The organism is Chitinophaga silvisoli (genome assembly GCF_003412465.1).
Lineage (GTDB): Bacteria > Bacteroidota > Bacteroidia > Chitinophagales > Chitinophagaceae > Chitinophaga > Chitinophaga silvisoli.
Map to the genome: position 1 here is coordinate 314,008 of NZ_QTJV01000006.1, position 23,845 is coordinate 337,852.

General features: G+C 46.1%; 17 protein-coding genes. 12 read left to right on the forward strand and 5 right to left on the reverse strand.

The window, feature by feature from the left end; all coding sequences use genetic code 11:
- Positions 1 to 114 precede the first annotated feature (114 nt).
- Entirely contained in the window at positions 115 to 2,472 is a 2,358-nt protein-coding gene (locus DXN04_RS16845; protein ID WP_116854553.1) for an ABC transporter permease, read from the forward strand.
- A gap of 178 nt (positions 2,473 to 2,650) precedes the next feature.
- Complete coding sequence (locus DXN04_RS16850) at positions 2,651 to 5,581, forward strand: FAD-binding and (Fe-S)-binding domain-containing protein (RefSeq protein WP_116854554.1); 2,931 nt, start codon at positions 2,651 to 2,653, stop codon at positions 5,579 to 5,581.
- A 99-nt stretch (positions 5,582 to 5,680) separates the two neighbouring features.
- Here the strand turns inward: DXN04_RS16850 and DXN04_RS16855 are convergent, their stop codons facing one another.
- Positions 5,681 to 6,235, reverse strand: a complete 555-nt coding sequence (locus DXN04_RS16855; protein WP_116854555.1) for an RNA polymerase sigma factor — start codon at positions 6,233 to 6,235, stop codon at positions 5,681 to 5,683.
- Positions 6,236 to 6,434: 199 nt separating this feature from the next.
- On the opposite strand from DXN04_RS16855, the gene DXN04_RS16860 reads away from it, so the two are divergent.
- From DXN04_RS16860 to DXN04_RS16890, 7 genes are all read left to right on the forward strand, one after another.
- A complete protein-coding gene (locus DXN04_RS16860) occupies positions 6,435 to 7,367 on the forward strand; it encodes a FecR family protein (RefSeq protein WP_116854556.1) in 933 nt (310 codons plus the stop codon).
- A complete protein-coding gene (locus DXN04_RS16865; RefSeq protein WP_116854557.1) occupies positions 7,348 to 10,404 on the forward strand; it encodes a TonB-dependent receptor in 3,057 nt (1,018 codons plus the stop codon). The genes DXN04_RS16860 and DXN04_RS16865 overlap by 20 nt, the downstream gene beginning before the upstream one ends.
- Positions 10,405 to 10,413: 9 nt before the next feature.
- On the forward strand, positions 10,414 to 11,748 hold the full coding sequence (locus DXN04_RS16870) for a DUF4876 domain-containing protein (RefSeq protein ID WP_116854558.1): 1,335 nt from the start codon (positions 10,414 to 10,416) through the stop codon (positions 11,746 to 11,748).
- A complete protein-coding gene (locus DXN04_RS16875) occupies positions 11,748 to 13,349 on the forward strand; it encodes a DUF6850 family outer membrane beta-barrel protein (RefSeq protein WP_116854559.1) in 1,602 nt (533 codons plus the stop codon). The genes DXN04_RS16870 and DXN04_RS16875 overlap by 1 nt, the downstream gene beginning before the upstream one ends.
- 9 nt (positions 13,350 to 13,358) lie before the next feature.
- Complete coding sequence (locus tag DXN04_RS16880) at positions 13,359 to 14,480, forward strand: cytochrome-c peroxidase (RefSeq protein ID WP_116854560.1); 1,122 nt, start codon at positions 13,359 to 13,361, stop codon at positions 14,478 to 14,480.
- A 223-nt stretch (positions 14,481 to 14,703) separates the two neighbouring features.
- Positions 14,704 to 15,231: a hypothetical protein gene (locus tag DXN04_RS16885; protein ID WP_116854561.1), complete on the forward strand. Its 528-nt coding sequence runs from the start codon at positions 14,704 to 14,706 to the stop codon at positions 15,229 to 15,231.
- 313 nt (positions 15,232 to 15,544) lie between these two features.
- Complete coding sequence (locus DXN04_RS16890; RefSeq protein ID WP_158569058.1) at positions 15,545 to 16,057, forward strand: OmpH family outer membrane protein; 513 nt, start codon at positions 15,545 to 15,547, stop codon at positions 16,055 to 16,057.
- 345 nt (positions 16,058 to 16,402) lie between these two features.
- On the opposite strand, the gene DXN04_RS16895 is transcribed toward DXN04_RS16890, so the two are convergent.
- Together DXN04_RS16895 and DXN04_RS16900 are read right to left on the reverse strand one after the other, a co-directional pair.
- A complete protein-coding gene (locus DXN04_RS16895) occupies positions 16,403 to 17,281 on the reverse strand; it encodes an inositol oxygenase family protein (protein ID WP_116854563.1) in 879 nt (292 codons plus the stop codon).
- Between the two features lie 285 nt (positions 17,282 to 17,566).
- Entirely contained in the window at positions 17,567 to 19,198 is a 1,632-nt protein-coding gene (locus tag DXN04_RS16900; RefSeq protein ID WP_116854564.1) for a sodium/sugar symporter, read from the reverse strand.
- A 107-nt stretch (positions 19,199 to 19,305) separates the two neighbouring features.
- Between DXN04_RS16900 and DXN04_RS16905 the strand changes: the two genes are divergently transcribed.
- Positions 19,306 to 20,334: a hypothetical protein gene (locus DXN04_RS16905; RefSeq protein WP_116854565.1), complete on the forward strand. Its 1,029-nt coding sequence runs from the start codon at positions 19,306 to 19,308 to the stop codon at positions 20,332 to 20,334.
- A 25-nt stretch (positions 20,335 to 20,359) separates the two neighbouring features.
- Here DXN04_RS16905 and DXN04_RS16910 read toward each other — a convergent pair whose 3' ends face one another.
- Together DXN04_RS16910 and idi are read right to left on the reverse strand one after the other, a co-directional pair.
- A complete protein-coding gene (locus DXN04_RS16910) occupies positions 20,360 to 21,319 on the reverse strand; it encodes a (-)-gamma-cadinene synthase (protein WP_116854566.1) in 960 nt (319 codons plus the stop codon).
- 177 nt (positions 21,320 to 21,496) lie between these two features.
- Complete coding sequence (gene idi, locus DXN04_RS16915) at positions 21,497 to 22,012, reverse strand: isopentenyl-diphosphate Delta-isomerase (protein WP_116854567.1); 516 nt, start codon at positions 22,010 to 22,012, stop codon at positions 21,497 to 21,499.
- 368 nt (positions 22,013 to 22,380) lie between these two features.
- Here idi and DXN04_RS16920 point away from each other — a divergent pair, with 368 nt between their 5' ends.
- Both DXN04_RS16920 and DXN04_RS16925 read left to right on the forward strand, forming a co-directional pair.
- On the forward strand, positions 22,381 to 22,860 hold the full coding sequence (locus DXN04_RS16920; protein WP_116854568.1) for a GAF domain-containing protein: 480 nt from the start codon (positions 22,381 to 22,383) through the stop codon (positions 22,858 to 22,860).
- 9 nt (positions 22,861 to 22,869) lie between these two features.
- Positions 22,870 to 23,628 carry a tyrosine-protein phosphatase gene (locus DXN04_RS16925; RefSeq protein ID WP_116854569.1) on the forward strand — a complete coding sequence of 253 codons (759 nt, stop codon included), beginning with the start codon at positions 22,870 to 22,872 and terminating at the stop codon, positions 23,626 to 23,628.
- The last annotated feature ends 217 nt before the right edge of the window (positions 23,629 to 23,845 follow it).

A 23,845-nucleotide genomic window follows, 5' to 3' on the forward strand; every position in this document is an offset into this window, starting at 1 on the left:
CAGCAAGAGTGTTCATAAGCGGACACAAGTTCCTGAAAGCGAACAGCCTGCAAAACTGAAACTATTCATTTACAAAGCATTACAAACTGGTATCATTGTAGTAATATTTTTTTTATGATCAGGAATTTTTGCCGTGTTGCCTGGCGCAACCTGCTACAGCATAAGACACTGTCTGTAATTAATATTACAGGGCTCGCCCTGGGTATGGCTTTCGCATTTCTCATCTTTATGTGGGTGCAATATGAAAAGAGCTATGATCAGTTCCATTCAAACGGAGACCGGATCGCTTTGTTCATCAAGCACAGCCTCTTCAATGATCAAAAGAATACACAATATGCCACTCCCCTGCCCCTTTACTGGCTCATGCAGCATGACTACCCTGAAGTGAAACGCGCCAGCAGGATTAGTCAGTCGGACAAGATGGGCATTGCCTATGGTACCAATAAGTTTTTCAAAACAGGGATGTGTGCTGATCCGGCCTTTCTCCAGATGTTTTCTTTCCCCCTGGTCGAGGGAAATGCAAAGACAGCCCTGGATGAAGTGAACAGTATTATCCTGACCCAATCACAGGCCCGTGCCTTGTTCGGAAATGCCTCTGCCATCGGACAATTTGTGAAAGTCGACAATATGGATATGCAGGTAACAGGAATAATGAAAGACCTGCCTGCGAATTCTACATTTCAGTTTGATTTCCTCATGCCTTTTTCACTGATGGAAAGGGAATCCTCTTTTGTAAAAGATGCGAATACAAGATGGGGAGTAAACTTTGCCTGGAATGCAGTAGAATTGAATCCTGGTGTGGACATGGCAAGCTTCTCCAGGAAAATACGCAACCTGGTGAATGAACATGATCCGGGGCATGATAATCAATTCCTGGATCTGCAGGCCTTTACACGCATGCACCTGCACAATGAATTCAAGGACTGGAAAGAAGCAGGAGGCAGGATCACTTATGTACATCTCTTTAGTATCATCGGTATCTTTGTGCTGCTCATAGCGTGTATCAATTTTATGAACCTGAGCACGGCCAGATCTGAAAAGAGAGCGAAGGAAGTAGGCATCCGTAAGGCTATAGGTTCCGGTCGTACGCAGTTGATCGGTCAGTTTCTCAGTGAGTCTGTAATAACTTCATTGATTGCATTTGTAGTAGCGATTATATTGATCCTGATCATTCGGCCTTCCCTCGGACAAGCAGGCATATCAAACCTGCATTTCTCCTATCAGCATGTAGCAATGGCATTAGGTATTTGTATTGCCACCGGCCTGCTGGCAGGTAGTTATCCTGCCTGGTATCTTTCCTCCTTCGTACCGGTGAAGGTATTGAAAGGCGCGGTAAAGACAGGTAAGCGTCCTGTTACATTGCGCCGCGTGTTGGTGGTGTTCCAGTTTGCAATCAGTATTGCACTGATAATTTGTACAACGATTGTATTCCAGCAGATCAGGCATGCGCAGACAAGGTTCATGGGCTATGATCCAAATAATCTTTTATCTATACAAACCAGCACCTCGCTGAATAAAAACTTTACCGCCCTGAAACAGGAATTGCTGAATACAGGGCAGTTAGAGGCGGTGACAAGAACGTCACAACCCATGACGGCTAACTACAACAAGTGGAGCGATTTCTCCTGGCAGGGCAAAGACCCTAAAGCAGAAATTTCGATGGATGTGATCATGGGGGATTGGGATTATGATAAGGTAACGGGGATGCAACTCATAGAAGGACGCTCATTTGAGGCAGGCCATCCTACAGATTCAAGTGCTGTCATTCTCAATGAAACCGCATTGAAGACCATCGGCTATACAGATCCTATAGGCAAGACGATTCAGTCCGGTGCCAATACGCTCACCATTATAGGCATTATAAAAGACCTGGTGCTCTACAACCCTTACCAGACGGCCTACCCGCTGGCGATCATCTTTGAAAAAGAAGATGCAAACAATATCCTGATTCGCCTTAAGAAGGGAGCCGACCTGTCAAAGACACTGAGCATCATCGGACCTGTATTTGAGAAGTATAATACCGATCGGCCATTTGTATATTCCTTCACCGACCAGGACTTCGCCCGTAAATTTGAAATGGAGAACCAGGTAGGCAGCCTGGCGGCATCCTTTGCCCTGTTAGCGATCCTGATATCAAGCATGGGACTCTTCGGACTCGCTATGTTCATGGCCGAGCGCAGGACCAAAGAGATCGGGATCAGGAAGGTTTTGGGGGCTAGTCTGCCGCAATTATGGGTATTACTGTCCAGAGACTTTGTCTGGCTGGTGATCCTGGCGGCGCTGATCGCAACACCTTTTGCGTTCTTTTTGATGCGGCAATGGCTGGCGCATTTTGATTACAAAATTGAGATTCGCTGGGAGATCTTTGCGGGAGCGGGTATGCTGGCCTGTGTGATTGCATTGCTAACAGTGAGTACGCAGGCGATAAAAGCAGCGCTGATCAATCCGGTTATTTCATTGAAATCAGAATAAACACTATAGAATGATGCCGGCCGAAGGCCCAGGCTTCCGAAAAGGCCGCTTTTACTCAATGTTAAAGGGGCCTTTTTTCAAAAAATCCTCTATTTTTTAGACAAAATCTAACAAACTCCCCTATTTGCATTCCAGCAATCAAAACATTACTTTTGCCTTCTGAAAAGGGAAGATTAATATGCGCGAAAAGCTTAGGGAGCTTGCCGGACAATTTGCCGGAACGTTATACACTGACGACACCATGCGTACCCTGTACGCCACAGATGCCTCAGCATACAGAGAAATGCCATTGGCCGTAGCTATACCTGCCAATGAGGAGGACATCAAAACACTGATCCGTTTTGCGAGAGCAAACAAAACGTCGTTGATCCCGCGTACCGCAGGAACGTCGTTGGCCGGACAGGTTGTTGGAAACGGTATCGTTGTGGACGTGTCGCGTACTTTCACCAAAATTCTCGAAATCAATACTGAAGAACATTGGGTAAGAGTTCAGCCCGGCGTAATCCGCGATGAACTGAACATGTTCCTCAAACCATATGGTTTCTACTTCGGCCCGGAAACCTCTACTGCCAACCGCGCCATGATAGGCGGGATGGTGGGGAACAATTCCTGCGGCTCCAACTCTGTCGTTTACGGCAGTACCCGCGAACACCTCCTCGAAGTAAAAGCCATCCTCAGCGATGGTTCGGACGTGACTTTCAACAGCATCTCTGCTGACGAATTTCATGCACGCTGCGAAAGGAATGACGGTAGTCTGGAAACGGCCGTTTATAGGCAGATGCGTAGCCTGCTGGGCAACCACTCCCACCAGGAAGAGATCCGCCGTGAATTTCCAAAACCCAGCATCCTCCGCAGAAATACCGGTTATGCCGTAGACCTGCTGCTGGAAACCGCACCTTTCACTGCCGGTAAGGAAGACTTCAACTTCTGTAAACTCATCGCCGGTTCCGAAGGTACCCTCGCCTTCCTCACCGAAATCAAAATTCACGTAGACCCCCTGCCTCCCAAAGAGACTGGTCTTCTTTGCGTACACTTCAATAATGTAGATGAATCCCTGCGGGCGAATATTATTGCCATGCAATATAAACCCAGCGCAAGTGAACTGATAGACCACTATATCCTGGAGTGTACAAAAGACAATATCGAGCAAAGCAAGAACCGCTTCTTTGTGCAGGGCGATCCCGGTGCGATCCTCGTAGTTGAATTCCTCCGCGATACCCGCGAAGCTATCACTGAGATTGCTGACCGCCTCATTGCAGAACTGAAAGCAGCAGGGCTGGGCTACCACTTCCCCCTCCTGTTCGGTGCAGATACCAAGAAGATCTGGACACTTCGGAAAGCAGGTTTAGGCTTGCTCAGTAACCTGCCAGGCGATGAGAAGGCGGTACCAGTGATCGAGGATACAGCGATTGACATCTACGATCTGCCCGACTACATCCGTGACTTCAACGAAGTGCTGAAAGCTAATAATCTCTATTGCGTACACTATGCGCACGCAGGTAGTGGAGAGATCCACCTACGCCCTATCATCAACCTGAAAACAGAGGAAGGCAATGCCCTCTTCCGTAAGATTGCTGAAGAGATTGCGACCCTCGTAAAGAAATACAGAGGCTCCCTGAGTGGCGAGCATGGTGACGGCCGGCTGCGTGGCGAATTCATTCGCCAGATGATCGGTGACAAGAACTATGAACTGCTCAGAGAAATCAAATATACCTGGGATCCGGAGAACATCTTCAATCCAAACAAGATCGTAGATACACCCAGCATGAACAGCATGCTGCGTTATACACCGGGCCAGCAAACACCGCCTATTCAAACCGTCTTCCACTTCCCTGATCAGACGATCCTGCAACATGCAGAACAGTGTAATGGTTCAGGCGATTGCCGCAAGACACAACTGAGTGGAGGCACCATGTGCCCTAGCTATATGGCTACGCGCAATGAGAAAGATACCACCCGTGCAAGGGCGAACATTTTACGTGAGTTCCTTACCCACTCCAATAAAGAAAACCGGTTCGACCATAAAGAAATCAAGGAAGTACTGGACCTCTGTCTGGCCTGTAAAGGTTGTAAGTCAGAATGTCCGTCCAACGTGGATATGGCGAAACTGAAAATGGAATTCCTGCAGCATTACTACGATGCGAACGGCGTACCATTCAGGGCAAAACTGATCAGTAACTACAACCGGCTGAATGGACTGGCGCAATTTGTACCAGGCATTTACAACTGGATGATCAATACCAAAGCAACTGGCAATCTGATAAAGAAGACTTCCGGTTTTGCAAAAGATCGTTCACTGCCCGGTTTACAGCAGACGACCCTGCGCCGCTGGTTTAAGAAAGAGTGGCCGGCGATGAAAGCGATCCTGCCTGTAGCAAAGAAAAAGGTGTACCTCTTCTGTGATGAGTTCACCAACTTCAATGACACGCATATCGGTATCAAAGCAGTGCAATTGCTTTATCGTTTAGGATATGACGTTGTAATGATTGATCACCCCGAAAGTGCCCGTGCATGGCTGTCTAAAGGCCTGCTGCGCAAAGCAAGGGTGTTTGCAGAACAGAATGTGCGCATCTTTAGTGAGGTGATCAATGACAATGTACCTTTGCTGGGAGTAGAACCTTCAGCAATACTGAGTTTCAGGGATGAATATCCGGACCTGGTGCGCGAAGAATTAAGAGCTGCTGCAAAGGAACTGGCGAAGAATGTATTCCTGATTGATGAGTTCCTGGATAAGGAAGCAGAGAAAGGAAACATCAAAGCAGATCAGTTTACAGGGGAGAAGAAACAAATCAAACTGCATGGACATTGCCAGCAAAAGGCGCTGTCTTCTGCATTGTATAGTAAGAATATTTTATCACTGCCGGCGCAGTATTCGGTGGAAGTGATTCCTTCCGGATGTTGTGGTATGGCAGGGTCTTTCGGGTATGAAAAAGAACATTATGACCTGTCGATGCAGATAGGAGAGCTGGTATTGTTCCCTGCTGTAAGGAGTGCTGCCGATGATACACTGATAGCGGCACCGGGCACGAGCTGCAGGCACCAGGTGAAGGATGGTACCGGTAAGAAAGCGATGCATCCGATAGAGATTCTCTTCGATGCTTTGAAGTAAATGCGTAGAAATTAAGCCGGCCGTAACCCATTCTCTCACTTCCTAAATAAAAACGCTTTTGCCGTCGGCAAAAGCGTTTTTATTTAGCCCTATAAAATATCAATTCAATTCCCTCCGCAACTCCTTTATGGCCTCATGTACTTTATTATAAATAGTCCGCTCCGACAAGCCCGTCTTCGCAGCTATCTCCGCATAAGACAAGCCTTCAAAATACTTCAACCGAATCAATAACTGTTTTCTTTCCGTGAGTCGCTGAATAGCATTTGTAATCCTCTGTTGCAGCAAAACATCTTCCTCCCGGTGCAGGCTCACCTGTTCCGGGGATAGTTCAGTAAATAACTGTAAATGTTCGTCTGTCAGTTCCTGTATTGTCGAAAACGCACCTCCCTCCTTTATTAATTTTCTCCTGAAGGAAGTCGTCACATAAGTAAGCGGGAACTCAATATCCTGCAAGCGCTCCCGCTGTTGCCATAACTGCAGGAACTGCTGGTTCAATACATCTTTCACCAGATCCCTGTCAGCCGAAATCTTCAATCCTATCGATAATAAATATGGGAAAAACTGACGGTACAATGCATAAAAATCCTGTTCGCTACGATTGTTTACAAATGCCGTCCATAACGCCCGGATTTCTTCTGTACCCCTGGCACCCATATGTTGGCATATTAAGGCCGCAAAACTACAGCCTTCAAAAAACCATCGTTTATTGAATCGGGAAAAATGTAGCCGATAAAGTTTTCCCAAATTGATTATTGGCCCTGAAACGCTTCACCACAAAGCAATACAGCCGACTAAAATTTTACGCCCGTAAAAACACGAGGGTAAAAACAAAATTCCCCCTGCTCTATATAATATGATTCAGCCACCCGACATAGAAACGTTACTGTTAGACGACAGCTTTATTCAATACTGCCTTGGCAAGGCAGACGAAGCTACCATCCGTCACTGGGATGCTATCAGCAATGAACATCCTGATACTGTAGCCCACGCCAGAGAAATTATACACGGTATTTATAACTGGGGGGCCAGCGAAGAGCTTAATCTCGCTACCGACGCGCTTCGCAGGCAAATTAATCAACCGGCCCGTATCTATCGGATCATAAAGCGTGTGAGCGTAGCAGCAGCCGTTTTGCTCGCAGCAGGTATTAGTTATAAACTGCTGCAACCATCCGCCATGATTACCCTTAGCACTGCCGGCAGTGTCAAAAAAATTATCCTGCCCGACAGTTCAGTGATCTGGATGAATGCTAAAACCACTATTCAATATTCCGGCAGGAAGATCATTCTCAAAGAAGGTGAAATCTTCTGCGAAGTTCAGCATGATGTCAATAATCCATTCACCGTCACTACCGCTACAGGACTGAAGATAGCAGACATCGGCACCAGTTTCCAGGTACGTAGCTATCAGGCTCTTAACGAAGAAAACGTAAGTGTGAGCAGCGGGGTAGTCATGGTAAAAAATCAACTCTTACATCAGGGTGAAGGCATGTCAGTGAACAAGTCTACCAATCAGGCTACACTCATCGCTGCGGAAGAAGTGAGCTGGGTGCAGCAGAAATTTGTCCTGAACAATGTACCACTTAGTCAACTACTACAATCGCTCCAGGAACAGTTCCATGTACGCTTCATTACAAAACAGGATAATGTCCTGAAATGCCGTGTCACTGTTACTTTTACGACCAGTGATCATATCAGCGATATCCTGGACAATCTCAACCTGATCTACGGAATCACTTATAAAATTCAACAGGACGAAATTATTTTAGATGGTAAAGGATGTAATTAAAATAGCCTGCCTGCTGCTCATTACAGCTGTCTGCCATGCACAAACAATCAGCTTCCGTACTGAGAAAGGCTGGAAGCTGGATCACTCCCTGCTGGCGCTTTCTGCGCAATCTGGTGTGAACATCGCCTTCAATCCTGCCGATGCAGACAACATTGCTGTACCTGCGCGATCGTTTGACAAACAGTCGATCGAAAGCATCGTCAGCACATTACTCAATGGTACCGGCCTCGCTTATCGCCTGCAGGGCAACCGCCTTGTGGTTTATAAATCAGCTACTGCTGCACCGAGCAGAATCATACCTCCATCAATGCCTGCTGCCACCAGCAGATCCATTATATCCGGCCGCATCATGGCCGAAGACGGCACCGCACTCCCTTCCGCCAGCATTCGCCTCAGGGAGCTCAATCAGTTTTTCACCACTGATCACAATGGTAACTTCACCATCATCCTCTCCAACGCCGGCTCCTTTACCCTCGAAATCTCTTATGTCGGCTATCAGCAACAAACGCGCAGAATCGAACAGCTCACAAGCGATACCATACTCCCCACAGTATTCCTAAAAGAAGTCAGCCTTCGCCTGAAAGATATAGCAGTCACTGCCACCCGCACATTCGAAGGGAGTTCCAACTCATCTCTCATGATCACCCGGGAGATGATTGAACAAACACCTGCACTAAGCCTGAACGACCTGTTGAACCAGATTCCCAACAGGGCCATCACAGCACCATCCCTGCAGCATGTACAGAATATCAACCTGCGCGCCAGCTTCGCCCCTACTACCGATAACCGGGGTGCTTACCAGCTGAACAATGCATTTGGTATTGCCATCATCATGGATGGAAACAATATTACGAACAACATGAATATGCAGAGTTATAACCCGGGCTACAGGGGTATGACCAATTCATTCATCACCAGTCCGCAGTCTTTTGGTCTCAGCGGTGCAGATGGTGACAATAACTATTCCGGCGACTACACTTTTGGTGGCACTGACCTTCGCCAGATTCCGCCGGACAATATCGAAAGCATTGAAGTCATTGCAGGGGTGGCCTCTGCCAAATATGGCGACCTCACGGATGGGGCCATCATCATCGAAAGACAAGCCGGGATTTCAAAAGGTTATTTCCGTACACAGTTGCGCGATGCCGCCACTACGGCCAGCTTCAGTAAGGGCTTCCGTCTCTCGGAAAAAGCCGGTGTGATGAATGGAAGCTTCAACTATGTCAACTCTTACTTCGACAGCCGCGAGAAATTAAAGGCTTACGAACGTATGAATGGTAATATCATATGGACCAATTACTTTGGCAAAAATAACCGGCTTAAAAACACGACCATCGTGGACTACGGTCGTAACCTCGATGGCATAAAGAGAGACCCCGATGATCCGGCATCCTCTAAGACCCGCTTCGACAGCTGGAACCTCAGTCTTTCTGACAAGGTCACCTATCGCGTAAACGGCCGGTTTGTAAAGAACATCACTGCAAACGTACGCTATAGTGCAGGCCATCAATACAGCTACAGGGAATGGCAGGTAAACAATGCGTATGTATTGTACACCACCGCTACGACCACCGGCATTCATGAAGGCACTTATGCGCCGGGCATTTATACTGCACAGGCCATCGTAGATGGTCGCCCCGTCACGCTGAACAGTAGTCTGGACCTGGCCAATGAATTCCGCACGGGCCGTATCAATCACTTCCTCACCATCGGAGCTAATTACAACTGGGGCCGCAACAAAGGCCTGGGCCAGGTTTCCGATCCCAGCGTTCCACGCATCGGTGCCTATGTAAACACTACCTCTGTAAGCAAATCCATGGGCGAGCGCTATTACGACTACACCCGTGTAGTACCACAACGCGACCTCGGTTTCTATGCGGAAGATGTATTCAAAACACCCATTGCACATCGCGATCTGCATGTACGGGCAGGTGCCAGATTAGATATTCAGAACGGTAAGATCAGTGGCTCTCCCCGTATCAATACCAATTATGAAATAAACAGGAACCTGCGTGTAGGACTCGCTTATGGTCTCGCCTATAAATCGCCGGGCCTTGCCATGCGATACCCGGGTCCGTCCTTCACAGAAATCCCATTGCTGAATGCCTACAATGGCAAGGAAGCAGAAAGTGCTGCCCTGATCTACGTATACCGCTATGATCCTACCAACAAAAATCTGAAACCATCCAGGAGTCAGACGATAGAACTATCCAGTCAATATCACAAAAATGGCTGGAACATTTCAGGCAACCTCTATGGCAAGTGGAATACCAACGGAATCAGTACACAAACCCAATATGAGAAGGTGGAACTGCCTATGTACTCCGCTACCTATGTAGAAGGTTCCAAACCTATCATCAGGCAGGATAGCACCAAACCTTTCCAGATGGCCACAAACGTCTTCAAAAACATCCTGAAATCCAGCAACTATGGCGCAGAACTCATCATCGCTACGCCAAAGATCAGGGCGATTGAAACATCATTTACCCTGGCCACAGGAATCAACCGCACCCTGTCAAGGACGACAGTGAACACCTGGGCACAAAGACCAACCAGTGCCGCCAACACGATTCCGGATTATGCCCTGTCGGGACTATTCCCGCCCAGTAAGGAGTATACTACGTATTGCAATGGTCGTGTCACCTCCGTGACACATATTCCGAAAATCAGCCTGATTATACAGTTTACTGCCGAGTGTACACTCATCAGCAAAACGTATACGGAAGCAAGGAGTGGTATTCCTGTTGCCTATATGACCAATGCATATGACATCGTGTATATAGACAAATTTGATAAAGATGATCCGAGATACGGGTACCTCTACCTGCCTGAGACAGACAGAACATCGAACAGGGCACCGAATCCGCTCATGAACTTTCACATGAGTGTAGGCAAGGAGATCCGCAAGCGTTTCAAATTTGCATTCAACGTATACAATGTATTCAACTACCAGCCTTATTATATCACACCTTCCAATACTTACGAATTTCCTAACAGCTCTCCAACGTTCGGAGCTGAACTATCTGTAAAAATTTAATAAACGATAATGAAAAAGACCTGTTATTTTCTGCTGCTGCTTACTATCGCGACCGTCTGCTCCTGCAAGAAGGAAGACGCAGTAAGCACCGGCATCCAACCAGTGAACCTGATCGTCCATCTTACCTATGCCCTGGACTCCAGCGATTATAGCCTGCCTGTAAAAGGTGTAACCGTAAAAATCACTAATACCAGCACCAGCAGCCAACTGACCGCAAGCTCCAATGACTCCGGTATTGCCCGCTTTACAGCGATCCCTGCCGGTACCTATGATGTGGATGCAACCATCACCATCAGTGCAGATAATTATTATACCATCACAGGAACTTATATCGCCGACGATATTACCTTCAACGCGTCTGAAAAGAATGCCGCTATTGCAGTAGGCAATGACCTGACAATGAACATGACACTGGTAGCAGGTACTACCGGACAGTGGGTGATCAGGCAGGTGTATTTCGCGGGGTCTCATCGTACCGATGGTGCACTGTACCGTGACCAGTTCATCGAAATCCATAACAACAGTGACCAGGTATTGTATGCAGACAGCTTGTACATCGGTCAGGTGTATGGCCGGCAATCATTCACATCTTCCAATTACTATACCCTTACCAATGGCCAGATGGACTGGAGCAAGTCTGTCAATATGCCGGCCGATATCGATGCCAATAACGACTATGTGTATACGCGCACACTGCTCATGATACCAGGTACCGGCAAGACTTACCCTGTACAACCAGGCAGCAGCATCGTGATCGCACAGACAGCTATGAACCACAAGGTACCCTGGACAGGAGCAAACGGTACCACTATCAGCGTTAAAAATCCTGCCCTGACAGTAGACCTGAGCGGTGCAGATTTCGAAGCTTATTATGCAAGCTTCCTCTCTACCCCACTGGCATCTGATGTAGATAACCTGAGTGTACCTAACCTGGAAGTGCTTCAGTACTTTGGCAATGACTGGATCCTGGACAATAATGGCCGCGATGGCTATATCATCTTCAAAGTAGACGGGGCACAGATCGTGAAGAACTGGCCTATGTACAATTTCCCTACTACCAGCACACCCTCTGCTACGGCTGTGAAGTACTACCAGGTTCCACTGAAATATGTCATCGACGCGGTAGAGATCCAGCCCAATACAGCAGAAGACCGCATCCCTAAAAAATTCAGTGCACAGTACGATGCAGGGTTTGCCCTGGTACCTAAAGGCGCTTATTCTTCACAGTCAGTAGTCCGTAAAACACAGAAAACAGTAAACGGCCGCGTGGTATTAAAAGATACCAACAACTCGACTGAGGATTTCGATTATTTCGATGTAGCTACTCCGGGAGGATTCAAATAATGAGAAGAATAATTTTATTTTTTATCAGCGTAGGTGTATCTCCTGTTGTCCTTGCACAAGGGCAACAGGGATATCCTGATCCGGGACAAACGGGCCTGCCTGGTATAGAACAACAGGCAATGCCGGCCGTGAAGCGACAGGTGCCGAAGGGCCAGGAAATTGCGGCCATGCTACTGGCATCAGACTCAGGCCGGTACTTCCTGTACGAGGCCGGCAAACTCTCTCCTGCCTTCATCCGCCACTTCATGCCTACGGGTTACAATACAGTAAAGATTGATTATGGTTCACACAATGGAAAGTTCATCCCTGCTCAGGATGCCACTGCTGACAGGACCTTTACCTTCAGCACAGAGGGTAAGACAAACATTGGTAAAACAGATCTCTGGGGCTCATTTAACTATCAGCGCATAGTAGAAGACAGCACGCGATTCCGGCACCAGACACGTTACAATCCTTCTACACCGTATTACTATGGCTCACCTGCATACGTCAGTTATCGCAGGGCTTTGTACCAGACAAATGTAGGCCTGTCACATTATTTCTTCAATAATCACCTGCCAGTGCTAGCCGGTGTCAACTATCGCATCGGTAATCACTTCTCAGTAAATGATCCCAGGGGTTCGATCAATGATTACCAGTTTACACTGAATGGGGGTACTGGTTATTCCTTAGGTAAAAAATTCACCGCTACCATCGATGGCTACTACGGTTATGGCTCAGAAGTGGTGAATATAGCCTATAAAAATGCAAGCTATGGTGAAAGTACAGTATACCCTGACTATGTGAACTATGTAATCAATGGCTATGCAGAACCGAATCCCAGGTTGACAAACCGTAATTACCGCACCCGATTCAGGCGCAATGGTGCTGGTTTTTCACTGATCTATAAGGATAAAAGTTTTGGTATGCTGGCAGCAACGGCAAAACGGATCAAAGAAAAACAATTCTATTATTACCGTTCCGACGGAGGCTTTGATACACTGGCGCATTATCACCTGACAAGCACCAAAGCAAATGTATTATGGTCGAAGAAACGTTTTGCAGCCAGCTTTGCCTACGAAGCACTGAAAGGTGAAGACCTGCAGATCGTATACAAGGCCAATAATTATCAATACCGTTCAAAGAGCTATACTTTCCGCGCGCTATATACCGGTCGCAGCATGAATTATGGCCTGACGCTGAACAGCAACAGCGAAGAGCGGATGGATGGCATTACAGGCAATTATGTGCAGTATGAGCACATCTCCATACAGCCCAATATCGGCTGGAATTACACCACTAAAAACAAAGACCATTGGGGAGCAGACTTTGCCCTGCATTACACACAATCAGTTCATCCCTTTATCTACACCACCTCCGTGAATGTAAGCTACTTCACACACCAGGTGATTGAGTATGATTACTATTATAATGCTGCCAGCAGTGCCGGCGGAAAATTCTCATTACAATATACCAAACACTTCAAAGGATTTTATGCAGGCCTGAAAGGCACTGTAGCATATACAGCAGCATTCAATGAAAGTACCCTGGTACTGGATGGGGCCATGAAGCCCGGAAAGGACAGGGCATACGGCAATATAGCCTTGCAATTTTATTTTTAATACACCAACATGAAGAGGTCAATTCTGATAGTAGGAAGCTTTATTATTTTATGTTCACTGAACAGTTATACTATTAATCATTTCAAGAGCGAAGCAGATTCATTGCGTGCCCTGTATAGCCGACCGGTGGCAGAATGGCCAAAACCGGAGATCGACAGCGGCATCAGGTACGAAGAGATGCAGGCGCTGCCAAAAGAGAATGCCTGGGCGGAGGGGATGAAAGATCCGGAAGTACAATTAGGGAAATTGTTATTCTTCGATCCCCGCTTATCGGGGTCCGGTCAGATCTCCTGTAGTAGTTGTCACGAGCCGGACCTCGCCTGGACGGATGGCAGGCGGGTATCCTTAGGCAATGACCATTTGCAGGGTACACGCAATACACCAACACTGCTGAATGTATTCATTTACGGCGGCAATTATTTCTGGGATGGCCGGGCGAATAGCCTGAACAATCAGATCTTCGGCCCCTTGAGTGCACATCATGAAATGGATATGGATACTGCATTATTACCAGGAAAATTGCAGGCGATCAAAGGTTATGATTCGCTATTCAGGGCGGTATATAAGAGCAGGGTATCGCTGAACAACATTGGTACAGCACTCAGTGCTTTTGAAAAAACTATCCGCAGCAGGAAGAGTCGTTTTGATTTATTTCTTCAGGGCAAAGATAGTGCGTTTACAGACCAGGAAATAAAAGGGCTGCATGTATTCCGTACCAGGGCAAGGTGTATGAATTGTCACTACGGCACTTATTTAACAGATAAGCAGTTTCACAACATTGGCCTTACTTACTACAAGCGGAAATACGAAGACCTGGGCAGGTATGAGATCACAAAGGACACCAGTGATGTAGGTAAGTTCCGTACACCATCGCTGAGAGATGTGGCGTTTACAGGGCCTTATATGCACAATGGATTGTTTCCCGACCTGGAGCAGATCATTCAGTTGTATAATAGTGGGATGATGATCAGGCCAGGACCTGAATTGAAGGATGACAGGATGTTTCCAAAAACAGATGTTATCATGCGCCCCCTGCGTTTGACGTTAGAAGAGCGGAATGCCCTGGTTGCGTTTTTGAATGCAGCTTCAAACAGGCCAATACATGTGAACAGACCTGAATTACCGAAATAAGGCTTTAATCACCCAATGCTGCGTGCTTTACCGGATATAAACCACGTAGCATTGGCTGATTTTTAAAGAGAAATTAAAATATCCGCTCCTTCAACACATTATTTTATTTTGTAAATTAAAAAACTACCCTATCTTTGCATCCGGGACAAACAAGTATATAATAACCCTATAGTGGTAACCCAAATTTTACATTCTATAAACCTATACTGAAACTCAAAATCAAATGAAGAAACTCCTGTTTTCTGCTGCTGTTGCGGCCCTGTTTTTTACTGCCTGTAAAAAGAAAGATGATGACTCTAATGCTGGTTCCTTCAGTGTGAACGGCAAATCCTATGCAGTCAATTATGGTTATGATGGTACTTACATTGAAGATGGTGTGAGTGATGGCGATGTAGCATTCGTCAGCCATAGTTTTTCTGAGACGGATAATGACAAATTCAGCGGTACTTATAGCTATGTTGACCTGGGTATTGACTCCCTGATCGACGGTGCTACTTATACTTACCTAGCTTCTTACGAAGATGGTTACAACAAAGCTAAGAACTTTGGTTGGGCTGATATTGCAGCGGGTATGAAAGTAGTAAATGGTGAGTATGTTGAAAGTGATGGCGAGGTTTCTCTGGGAAGTCCAACCAGCGGAACTGTTACCGTGAAAAAGTCTGGTTCCAGGTACACCTTTACATTCGAGTTGGTATATAGTACTTCTACTACCGTGAAAGGTCAATACACTGGTACCCTGGAAAAATACTAGCAATCAAATCTGTTTACAAAATAGAAGGAAAGCTGTTTCGGAAAAGCCGGACAGCTTTTTTTATTTACTATCTTCTCTAAAAAGCAATTTATACTTTCCTAACTCCAAAGCCCTTTACCGTCCTTCCTAATTTATTGTCCTAAAAACAGAGCTTAACTTTCCTTTATCATAACCTTAACTTTTTATTAAGCCCCTTTTTTTCACCTTAGCACTATCACGGTAGCGGATCAACTGCCAGCGCAGTTCTGGTCCGAAGGGATTGCTAATGAGGACATTGTTGTTTCGCTATCCTTTTCCTAACCAAACAAAGCCTATGTGCAAAAAATTTACGTTCGTTATCCTATTGCTTTGCATCATTATGTTTTCTTCTTACACTTCATTTGCACAGGCCAGGATCGCCTATGTAAATATGCAACAACTGGTTATCAGTATGCCTGATGCCCGGAAAGCATATGACTCACTGCAACGCTATCAGCAAATATTACTGAAAGACGGCCAGGCATTAGTCGTCGCCTATCAGGCAAGAGTAGCCGAATTTGACAGTTTGCAGGAGCAATACAGTCCTGCAATCAGAGAAGCGAAACTGAAGGAACTGGAGCTGGCTAAAAATAATATTGAGGAATATCGTCAGAAGATGGAACAGCAGCTATCGGCCCGTGAGCAGGATCTCACCACACCTATTCTTGCAAAAGTAAAGAAAGCCATTTCCGACCTGGCAGCAGAAAAAGGCTATGTATGTGTATTAGATAATTCAAAAGATATTGTGGTTACTGCTACCTGTGAAGATTTATTTCCGGCAGCAAAACAAAAGTTAGGCATAAAATAAGCGGTCTTTCGCCATTGATAACCCATACACGCAAGCGAAACACGCATTAAGAGCAGTTCCCTCCAGGCAAGGGAGGGAACCTGCTCTCCTTCAATGGATACTAAAAGTGATTAACCACCTCAACAAAGATTTTTTTTCCATTAGTTGTCTGAATAAAAAAACGGCTGTTTCATTTCTGAAACGGCCGCAATTTTTTGTATGCTTAAGTGGCAATGGAAATGATTATAATACCGCTATTCTTTGACCTACTCTCAAAACCATTCCCGGCCGGCATTCAGAACAATCTTAACCAGTACTCAGGTGATGTGGCCCTGATACCGCCTTTAAACACAATTCTAAGCCCCTCTACAACCTGATGGTCGCCGGCAGATACTTCGCAATCAAATCCTCATAATAAGGCTTTAATTCCGATATAACCGGTGGTTTTGGACTCTTACTATATAAATCATAAGGATTAAACTTCTTTACCCACTCAAACATCTCTTTATCATGATTCGTCATCAGGTGCTCATATGCATGCTCCCTGTGCTGAGAATAGAAAGAGTGATACCTGATCATATACAATGCCGGCTCAGGTAGATAATTCTTCGTCATCTGGTACAAATACTCATCATGGCCCCAACTCATAGACACATTATCCAATCCACAATTAGGACTATAAATACCATATTTCGTATTATATCTCTCATCCCTTGTATCCGGATTCAATGCAAAGAATTCGGGATATACAATCCTGTCAGAAAAAGCACAACCCACCGGGAAAGTATCGCCTACCACTGCCCACTGGGCTTCGCCAAACAAACACAGTACCTTACCCATATCATGAATAAAACCAGTCAGCACAAACCAGTCCGGATGCCCGTCCGCACGAATCGCTTCTGCCGTCTGCAGCAAGTGTTGCAACTGGTCCAGGTCAATGTCCGGGTCAGAATCGTCCACTAATGTGTTCAGGAACTCCATCGCTCCCCATACCGGCATCTCCTTCCTGTTAAAACGCAGGAAATCGGCCCGCTTCTCCTGCACAAACTCATAAGTCTGATAGGTATGATTAAGGCGGTAAAAATCCCGTACAGTATCCCTGCCGGGGTTTTCATAATTACGAAACTCTTCTTTGGCTTTGGCTGGTTCACCTGCATCCGGATAGCGCAGGAGTACATCATCTTCCCATTGTTCAATACTCTGCAGTGGGCGTAGCTCCTCACCGGAGAAATCATGTGCTTTCATACGTGTAGTTTTAAATAAAAGAGTGGAATCAGACTTGACAACCTTAATTTACAAATTACAATCGATTTCAACAAATATTTTTGGCCAAAAACGTCTCATTTTGAGCCATTTTTAAACTTTTTTCAAGAAAAAGATATTTTATTGAATTTTGGAACGCCCTTAAAGAAGGCTGGACTCCCTTCATGCAAACCAGGACATCGTCGATAAACTAAGGAACATTACCGTCCATAAATAAAAATAGGCAAACCCAAACAAGGTTTGCCTATTAAAAATATTATTTCTACCCTACCAAAACACCGTATATAGTGCTGTCAAAATCCCCATTATAATCACAGAACCTACCACAAATCCCGGTGTTGCCCTATACATTTTTCTATCCACAATAATCACCGGCTCCTGGTACTTACTATTCTCTTCCACCAACGTCATCACTACCATTATCAATAACAACAAACCGAATACAATACTCATCCTATCCAAAAACGGAAAATCAGGAAACGCTCCTCCTGTCCACACCGGCAAAAACTTCAATACCGCCGACAAAGGAATCGTAAGCAAAGCTCCCGCCATCGCAGCCCTCGTCGTGGTCCGTTTCCACCACAATCCCAACAGGAAAATCGCCAACACTCCCGGTGCAATAAACCCTACATACTCCTGTATAAACTGGTATGCCTGATCCAGTGTACGCAACGCCGGTGCCACCAGCGCCGCTATCAGCATCGCTACTATTACCACATATCGGCCCACTCTCACCAGCTGTTTTTCAGAAGCATTCTTATTAAAATATTTATGGTAAATATCCAGGGAGAAAATGGTTGAAATACTATTCGCCTTGCCTGCCAGCGATGCCACCACAGCTGCCGTCAACGCCGCAAATGCCAGTCCCTTCAATCCTGCAGGCAACAAATTCAGCAAAGTCGGATAAGCCTGATCCGGTTTCAGCGCACCCGTTGCATCATGCAATTCCGCACCAAACACCCCATTCTGATACAACACATACGCCGCAATACCCGGCAATACCGCAATTACCGGTATCAGCAATTTCAAAAACGCTGCAAACAAAATTCCGCTTCTGGCCGTCTTCAGATCGGCCCCCAGGGTACGTTGTATAATATACTGATTACATCCCCAGTAGTTCAGGTTATTCACCCACATCCCACCTATCAGTACAGACAATCCCGGCAGATCCTTATAATAAGGATGCGTGGATGGGAAGATCATATGAAAATGCGTATCTGCCTTATCCCTGATCAGCGTCAGTCCTTTAAAGATGTCGTCGCCATAACCAAAATGCCTGCTCACCATATGCAAAGCCAGGTACGTTGTAGCCAGACCACCTACTATCAGCACAATCACCTGGATTACGTCCGTATACCCAATTACCTTCATACCTCCCAGCGTCACTATCACAGCAAATAAGGCCAGGCCGAAGATGCACCAGAAAAAGTCAATCCCCGAAATGGCAGATATCGCCAGCGCACCCAGATAAATAATAGAAGTCAGGTTCACAAACACATATACCAGTAACCAGAACACGGCCATAATGGTACTTACCGTGGAATTATAGCGCTGCAACAAAAACTGTGGCATCGTATAAATCCTGTTCTTCAGGTACACAGGAATAAAAAACACTGCCACAATAATCAGGGTCGCTGCACTCATCCACTCATACGTAGATATTGCCAGCCCCAGTGCAAACCCTGATCCTGACATACCTATAAAGTGCTCCGCGCTGATATTGGAAGCAATGAGTGAAGCGCCGATCGCCCACCAGGTCAGCGACCCTTCGGCCAGAAAGAAGTCTTTGGAACTCGCCATGGCAGACTTCTTGCGTTGATAGATCCAGTAGCCATAACTCGCTACTATGACAAAATAAATTAAGAATACGATATAATCGAGTGGCTGTAAATGCTTCATTACAACTAAGCTGTTTAATTGGCCTTAGGGAAAATTATAACTGGGCAAAGAAAGGAAAATATACGGAATTAATGCAGGCTTTTCAATTTATATTATATTTACCCAATATGCTGGAAGTTGATAAAAAAGATGCCCACTTGCTGGAAAGAGCCATTGCACAGTGGGAAACAGATTCCCTCATCTCGCCCGAACAGGCACAAAACCTGCGGGGCACCTGGCACATCCGCACTACGGACTGGCAGGCTATTACCCTTTATATTTTCATCGCTGCTATCTCCTGTGCCCTCATGGCTTTTGGCGCACTGGTGCTCGATGAAAAATGGATTGAAGTACTCCGGCTAAAGTATGCACTGAACGATGGCATTATTTCCCTTGGATTTGCTGTACTCACCGTGTTCCTCTGCATCCACGGCTATCGCCGCCAACAGCGCTATCCGGTTTACTCACTGAACAGGGAACTTTTCTGGCTTCTTCCCATACTCAGTATAGGAGTCAGCGTAGTCTACCTGGGCAAGTCATTTCATTACCTGAATGGTAATTATGGTGTGTTCTGGCTCCTCGCCACCATGTGCTATGGCGTACTTGGCGTAATGCTTTCCAGCAGATTACTCTGGTCGGCTACACTGATTTGCCTTATCCCGGCTTTTGTAAAACTCACCTACTTCCTGAGCAATGGACAAGCCTATTTCTGGGGCATGAACCTCCCCTGCCGCATGGTCCTACTCGCCATCATCATGATGGGCATTCACACCATCTTCTATAAAAACAAACATTACAAACGCATAGAAGACATCACGTGGACAGGTGCCTGGTTACTCCTGCTCCTCTCCGGCTGGATGATCTCCATCTTTGGCAACACCGCCGGCTGGGAAGAATGGCAGCAGGTACGACAGGTACATCTGCTCTGGTGGGTGATCGGCTTTACCATCTTATGCGTAGGCTCACTCCTCTTCGGGATCAAAAAACATGACCCTATGATCCGGGACATGGCCGTACTCTTCCTCTTGCTGGATATGTATACACGCTATTTCGAATACCTCTGGGACCGTACACACAAAGGGCTCTTTTTCGCGATCCTGGCGGCCTCCTTCTGGTGGATAGGCAAGCTCCTGGAAAGAAGATTAAAAAAAGGCTGATCTAAAACAGATCAGCCTTTTTACTTTAATGTGCTATCTCCACTTCTCTTACCTGGTACCTTCCTGTATCATAAAAACTCCAGTCATAATTCGCCGTAATCCATGATCGAAGAATCATAATAAATCTTTCCAGCTCCTTATCCATCACTTCTCCAAAAGACGGCACGAGTTTCTCCAGTGCAGTAAACAATTTTACTTCTTCGTTATGCATCCGGGCTGTTTCATCTACCGCTTCCTGAATTGACAGGTTGCGTTCATGCTGTAACACAAGCACCAGGTTGTGTACATCTCCCTGCCTGGCTTCCTTGGCACAGGAGAAGATATCGTTGCTCCAGCAGACAATATTATTACAAGCCAAAACCAATCGCTGAACAATAAAATGCTGCAGAATTTCAGAAGGCAGATACACCTTTTCGATGATCTCAATCGCTTCCACATCTGCAAATAAAGCCCCTGTATAAGGGCGCATCGTTACATATTCCGCTACAGTAGGAGTCACACCAGCGGCGCGGTTGCCGGCTTCCCAATGGCAAGAGGTAAAGTACTCTTCCATGCTCCTGATGAACCGTAATTGCCAGCCGGGAGACCCCAGCGCCTGCATGCGTTCCCAGATATCTGCGAAACTGCGGCCCAGGATGCTATCCACTGGTGTATTATTACGGAGAATTTGCATAAAGCTGTCCGTCACGCTCTCCAGGTATACCGCCTTTTTGCCCAACTGTGCTTCGTCGCACTGGTCATCGAGCATAAAGAGCCAGGTATTGAAGTTAGCAATCACACAAAGCTCATGTAGCTCCGCATGCGGAAAAGCCCTTGCAGCCAGCCACGCAAAGCGTGCTTTGTTAAATTTAGCAATGCCTTCAGGCGAATTGACAAGACCGAACCGTGTTACAAAGTCCAGGTTTTGGGCGTGTGCAGCTTCTACATGCTGGTTAATGAGTGAGGGAAACGGATATGATATCCGTGGCAGAATAATCGTTGGCATAATTAAAGAGGATTTTGAGTGGGTTCACGCATCTGTGGCATTTAAGGGCATAGAAAAAAAGAAGGGCCCGACCCCCGGTGATGCCGGAAGATCAAACCCTCAAACCAGGAAAAAAAGTGCCCGGGACTGTCGGCTCTGATGACAGCTCCCTCACTTTCTTACTGCATTTCGACAACCTTACTTGCCCAGATGCTCAATTAATTTTGGAAATGCCAGCTTAAACCAGCTGGTAAATTGTGCGGGTTGTTCCTGCAACAACCGGGTTATGGTTTCTACAGGTATAAAACGATAATCGTTTACTTCCTGTGGGTTCGGGTTAATTGTACCATTATAAGTCCCCATGAGTACATGGTCATATTCATGCTCAATAAGGCCATTATCAAAATCAGTACGGTAGGTAAACTGGAATAATTCCGACAATGGACAGTCAAAGCCCATTTCCTCGGATAGCCGCCTGTGGGCAGCCTGTGCGACGGTTTCCCCCGGAAAAGGATGACTACAGCATGCATTCGTCCATAATCCACCTGAATGATACTTATCCAGTGCACGCTGATGCAGCAGCATGTCCCCATCATCATTTAAGATAAATACAGAAAACGCTCTGTGTAATAAGCCTTTCCGATGAGCTTCCATCTTCTCCATTACCCCCGTCACCTCATCCTGTTCGTTAACTAGAATTACCTGTGCTTCCATAATCGTAACAAATATACTAAAACCCGGTTGGCATAATAAACAACTGGCAATTGGAATGCTGAATGACAAGCGTTATGCTTGTGGCGGCGAATGAATGGTTCTCATTTTGTTGTTCTTTTAAAGGTTCTAAACGTGTGCTATAACAATAACAAAAAGCGTGGGGATTTCAATAGGTGCACCGTTTTAAGGAAGAACGGGCCAGGTTAAAAAATACGCCCTGAATATACATAATTATTTGTTCATTCTATCTCCAAAAGGGAGCAGCGGCAAGCCCTGCCGGCAATCCGGCGCATGGTTGTTCCCTCCTCTCCTTTCTTCCTCCCCGCTTTGGCCCCCCATATCTCAACTTTCCCGTATATTTGTACCTTATGGCAGAAGATTTAAGCATCGTACAGGGAGATAAAACAGCCCAATACCAATCTATTATTCCGCAAATCAAAGCACTCACCGATGGCGAACCCGATCTCGTGGCCAACCTCGCCAATACAGTAGCTGCACTGAAGGAACAATTTAACTGGTTCTGGGTAGGATTCTACCTCGTAAAAAAAGACGAACTGGTTCTTGGCCCATTCCAGGGTCCTGTAGCCTGCACCCGGATTAAAAAAGGCCGCGGCGTATGTGGATCCAGCTGGGCACAGGCCGCTACGCTCATCGTACCCGATGTAGAAAAATTCCCGGGGCACATTGCCTGCTCCAGTCTGTCAAAATCTGAAATCGTCCTCCCCATCATCCGCCATGGCGAAGTGATCGGCGTACTGGACGTAGACAGTGAACACCTGTCCCACTTCGACGAAACTGACCAACAATACCTGGAGGAAATAATCTCCGGCCTGAACTTTGAGGATTAATTAAGCATTATGTTTTTCTTCCGTAAAAAACCTGAAAATGTCGAACAAAACCTGCCTTTCCTGGCAGGTATTGGCACTGACATTCACTCACACCTGTTACCCGCCGTAGATGATGGCTCACAGGACCTTGACACATCCGTACACTTTATTGAAACTCTACACGACCTCGGTATCCGGAATGTGATCACGACCCCGCACGTTATGATGGATCGTTATCCTAATTCCCCCGAAACACTGAGTGAACCTTACCAGCAGGTAAAGAACGCACTGATAGAGAAAAATATTCCTGTGCAGTTTCACCATGCAGCTGAATACTACATGGATGAGTTTTTTGAAGAGCTGATGAAAGCTCCGCTCATGACACTGAATGGAGAAATGATCCTCGTGGAAATTTCCTTTATGAGCGCCCCGCCGCAATTACATCAATGGCTCTTCGAACTTGCCGCGCAGGGTTACCGGCCGGTACTGGCACATCCTGAAAGATACAATTACTTCCACTCTACGCCGGAAGAATACAGGGTATTCAAACAAAGAGGTTGTCTCCTGCAGGTAAATCTGCTCTCACTCACTGGCTACTATGGCAAACATATCCAGAAAGCAGCAGAATGGCTCATCGAAAACAAACTGATTGATTACATCGGCACAGACCTGCACCACAGCAAACACCTGCACGCCATCAAATCAATTGCAAAAGATAAAAAACTGGTGAAACTGCTGGAAACGTATCCGTTTAAAAACAATACGATCCAACTGGTTCAAAAAGTATAATTTAAAAAGGCGAAGCAATGCTTCGCTTTTTTTTTGATCCCCACCACCTACCTACCCTAAATCATGGTTTTAGTTGTATATCATATCCCGTTCTCCGCAGTGAATAACACTTTCTGAAAAAAATTCAATATCTTTACCTAGGTCTCGCACTTAAAAAAACCCCATATCTTTTCTGTAAAGCCTCCCTAAGATTGTTATTATTCTATTCCAATCCTAC

What these genes read in the sequence shown, in the direction of transcription:
- DXN04_RS16845 (WP_116854553.1), top strand. Translation starts at nt 115, where the DNA reads ATGATCAGGAATTTTTGCCGTGTTGCCTGGCGCAACCTGCTACAGCAT.
- DXN04_RS16850 (WP_116854554.1), top strand. Translation starts at nt 2,651, where the DNA reads ATGCGCGAAAAGCTTAGGGAGCTTGCCGGACAATTTGCCGGAACGTTA.
- DXN04_RS16855 (WP_116854555.1), bottom strand. Translation starts at nt 6,235, where the DNA reads ATGGGTGCCAGGGGTACAGAAGAAATCCGGGCGTTATGGACGGCATTT.
- DXN04_RS16860 (WP_116854556.1), top strand. Translation starts at nt 6,435, where the DNA reads ATGATTCAGCCACCCGACATAGAAACGTTACTGTTAGACGACAGCTTT.
- DXN04_RS16865 (WP_116854557.1), top strand. Translation starts at nt 7,348, where the DNA reads ATGGTAAAGGATGTAATTAAAATAGCCTGCCTGCTGCTCATTACAGCT.
- DXN04_RS16870 (WP_116854558.1), top strand. Translation starts at nt 10,414, where the DNA reads ATGAAAAAGACCTGTTATTTTCTGCTGCTGCTTACTATCGCGACCGTC.
- DXN04_RS16875 (WP_116854559.1), top strand. Translation starts at nt 11,748, where the DNA reads ATGAGAAGAATAATTTTATTTTTTATCAGCGTAGGTGTATCTCCTGTT.
- DXN04_RS16880 (WP_116854560.1), top strand. Translation starts at nt 13,359, where the DNA reads ATGAAGAGGTCAATTCTGATAGTAGGAAGCTTTATTATTTTATGTTCA.
- DXN04_RS16885 (WP_116854561.1), top strand. Translation starts at nt 14,704, where the DNA reads ATGAAGAAACTCCTGTTTTCTGCTGCTGTTGCGGCCCTGTTTTTTACT.
- DXN04_RS16890 (WP_158569058.1), top strand. Translation starts at nt 15,545, where the DNA reads ATGTGCAAAAAATTTACGTTCGTTATCCTATTGCTTTGCATCATTATG.
- DXN04_RS16895 (WP_116854563.1), bottom strand. Translation starts at nt 17,281, where the DNA reads ATGAAAGCACATGATTTCTCCGGTGAGGAGCTACGCCCACTGCAGAGT.
- DXN04_RS16900 (WP_116854564.1), bottom strand. Translation starts at nt 19,198, where the DNA reads ATGAAGCATTTACAGCCACTCGATTATATCGTATTCTTAATTTATTTT.
- DXN04_RS16905 (WP_116854565.1), top strand. Translation starts at nt 19,306, where the DNA reads ATGCTGGAAGTTGATAAAAAAGATGCCCACTTGCTGGAAAGAGCCATT.
- DXN04_RS16910 (WP_116854566.1), bottom strand. Translation starts at nt 21,319, where the DNA reads ATGCCAACGATTATTCTGCCACGGATATCATATCCGTTTCCCTCACTC.
- idi (WP_116854567.1), bottom strand. Translation starts at nt 22,012, where the DNA reads ATGGAAGCACAGGTAATTCTAGTTAACGAACAGGATGAGGTGACGGGG.
- DXN04_RS16920 (WP_116854568.1), top strand. Translation starts at nt 22,381, where the DNA reads ATGGCAGAAGATTTAAGCATCGTACAGGGAGATAAAACAGCCCAATAC.
- DXN04_RS16925 (WP_116854569.1), top strand. Translation starts at nt 22,870, where the DNA reads ATGTTTTTCTTCCGTAAAAAACCTGAAAATGTCGAACAAAACCTGCCT.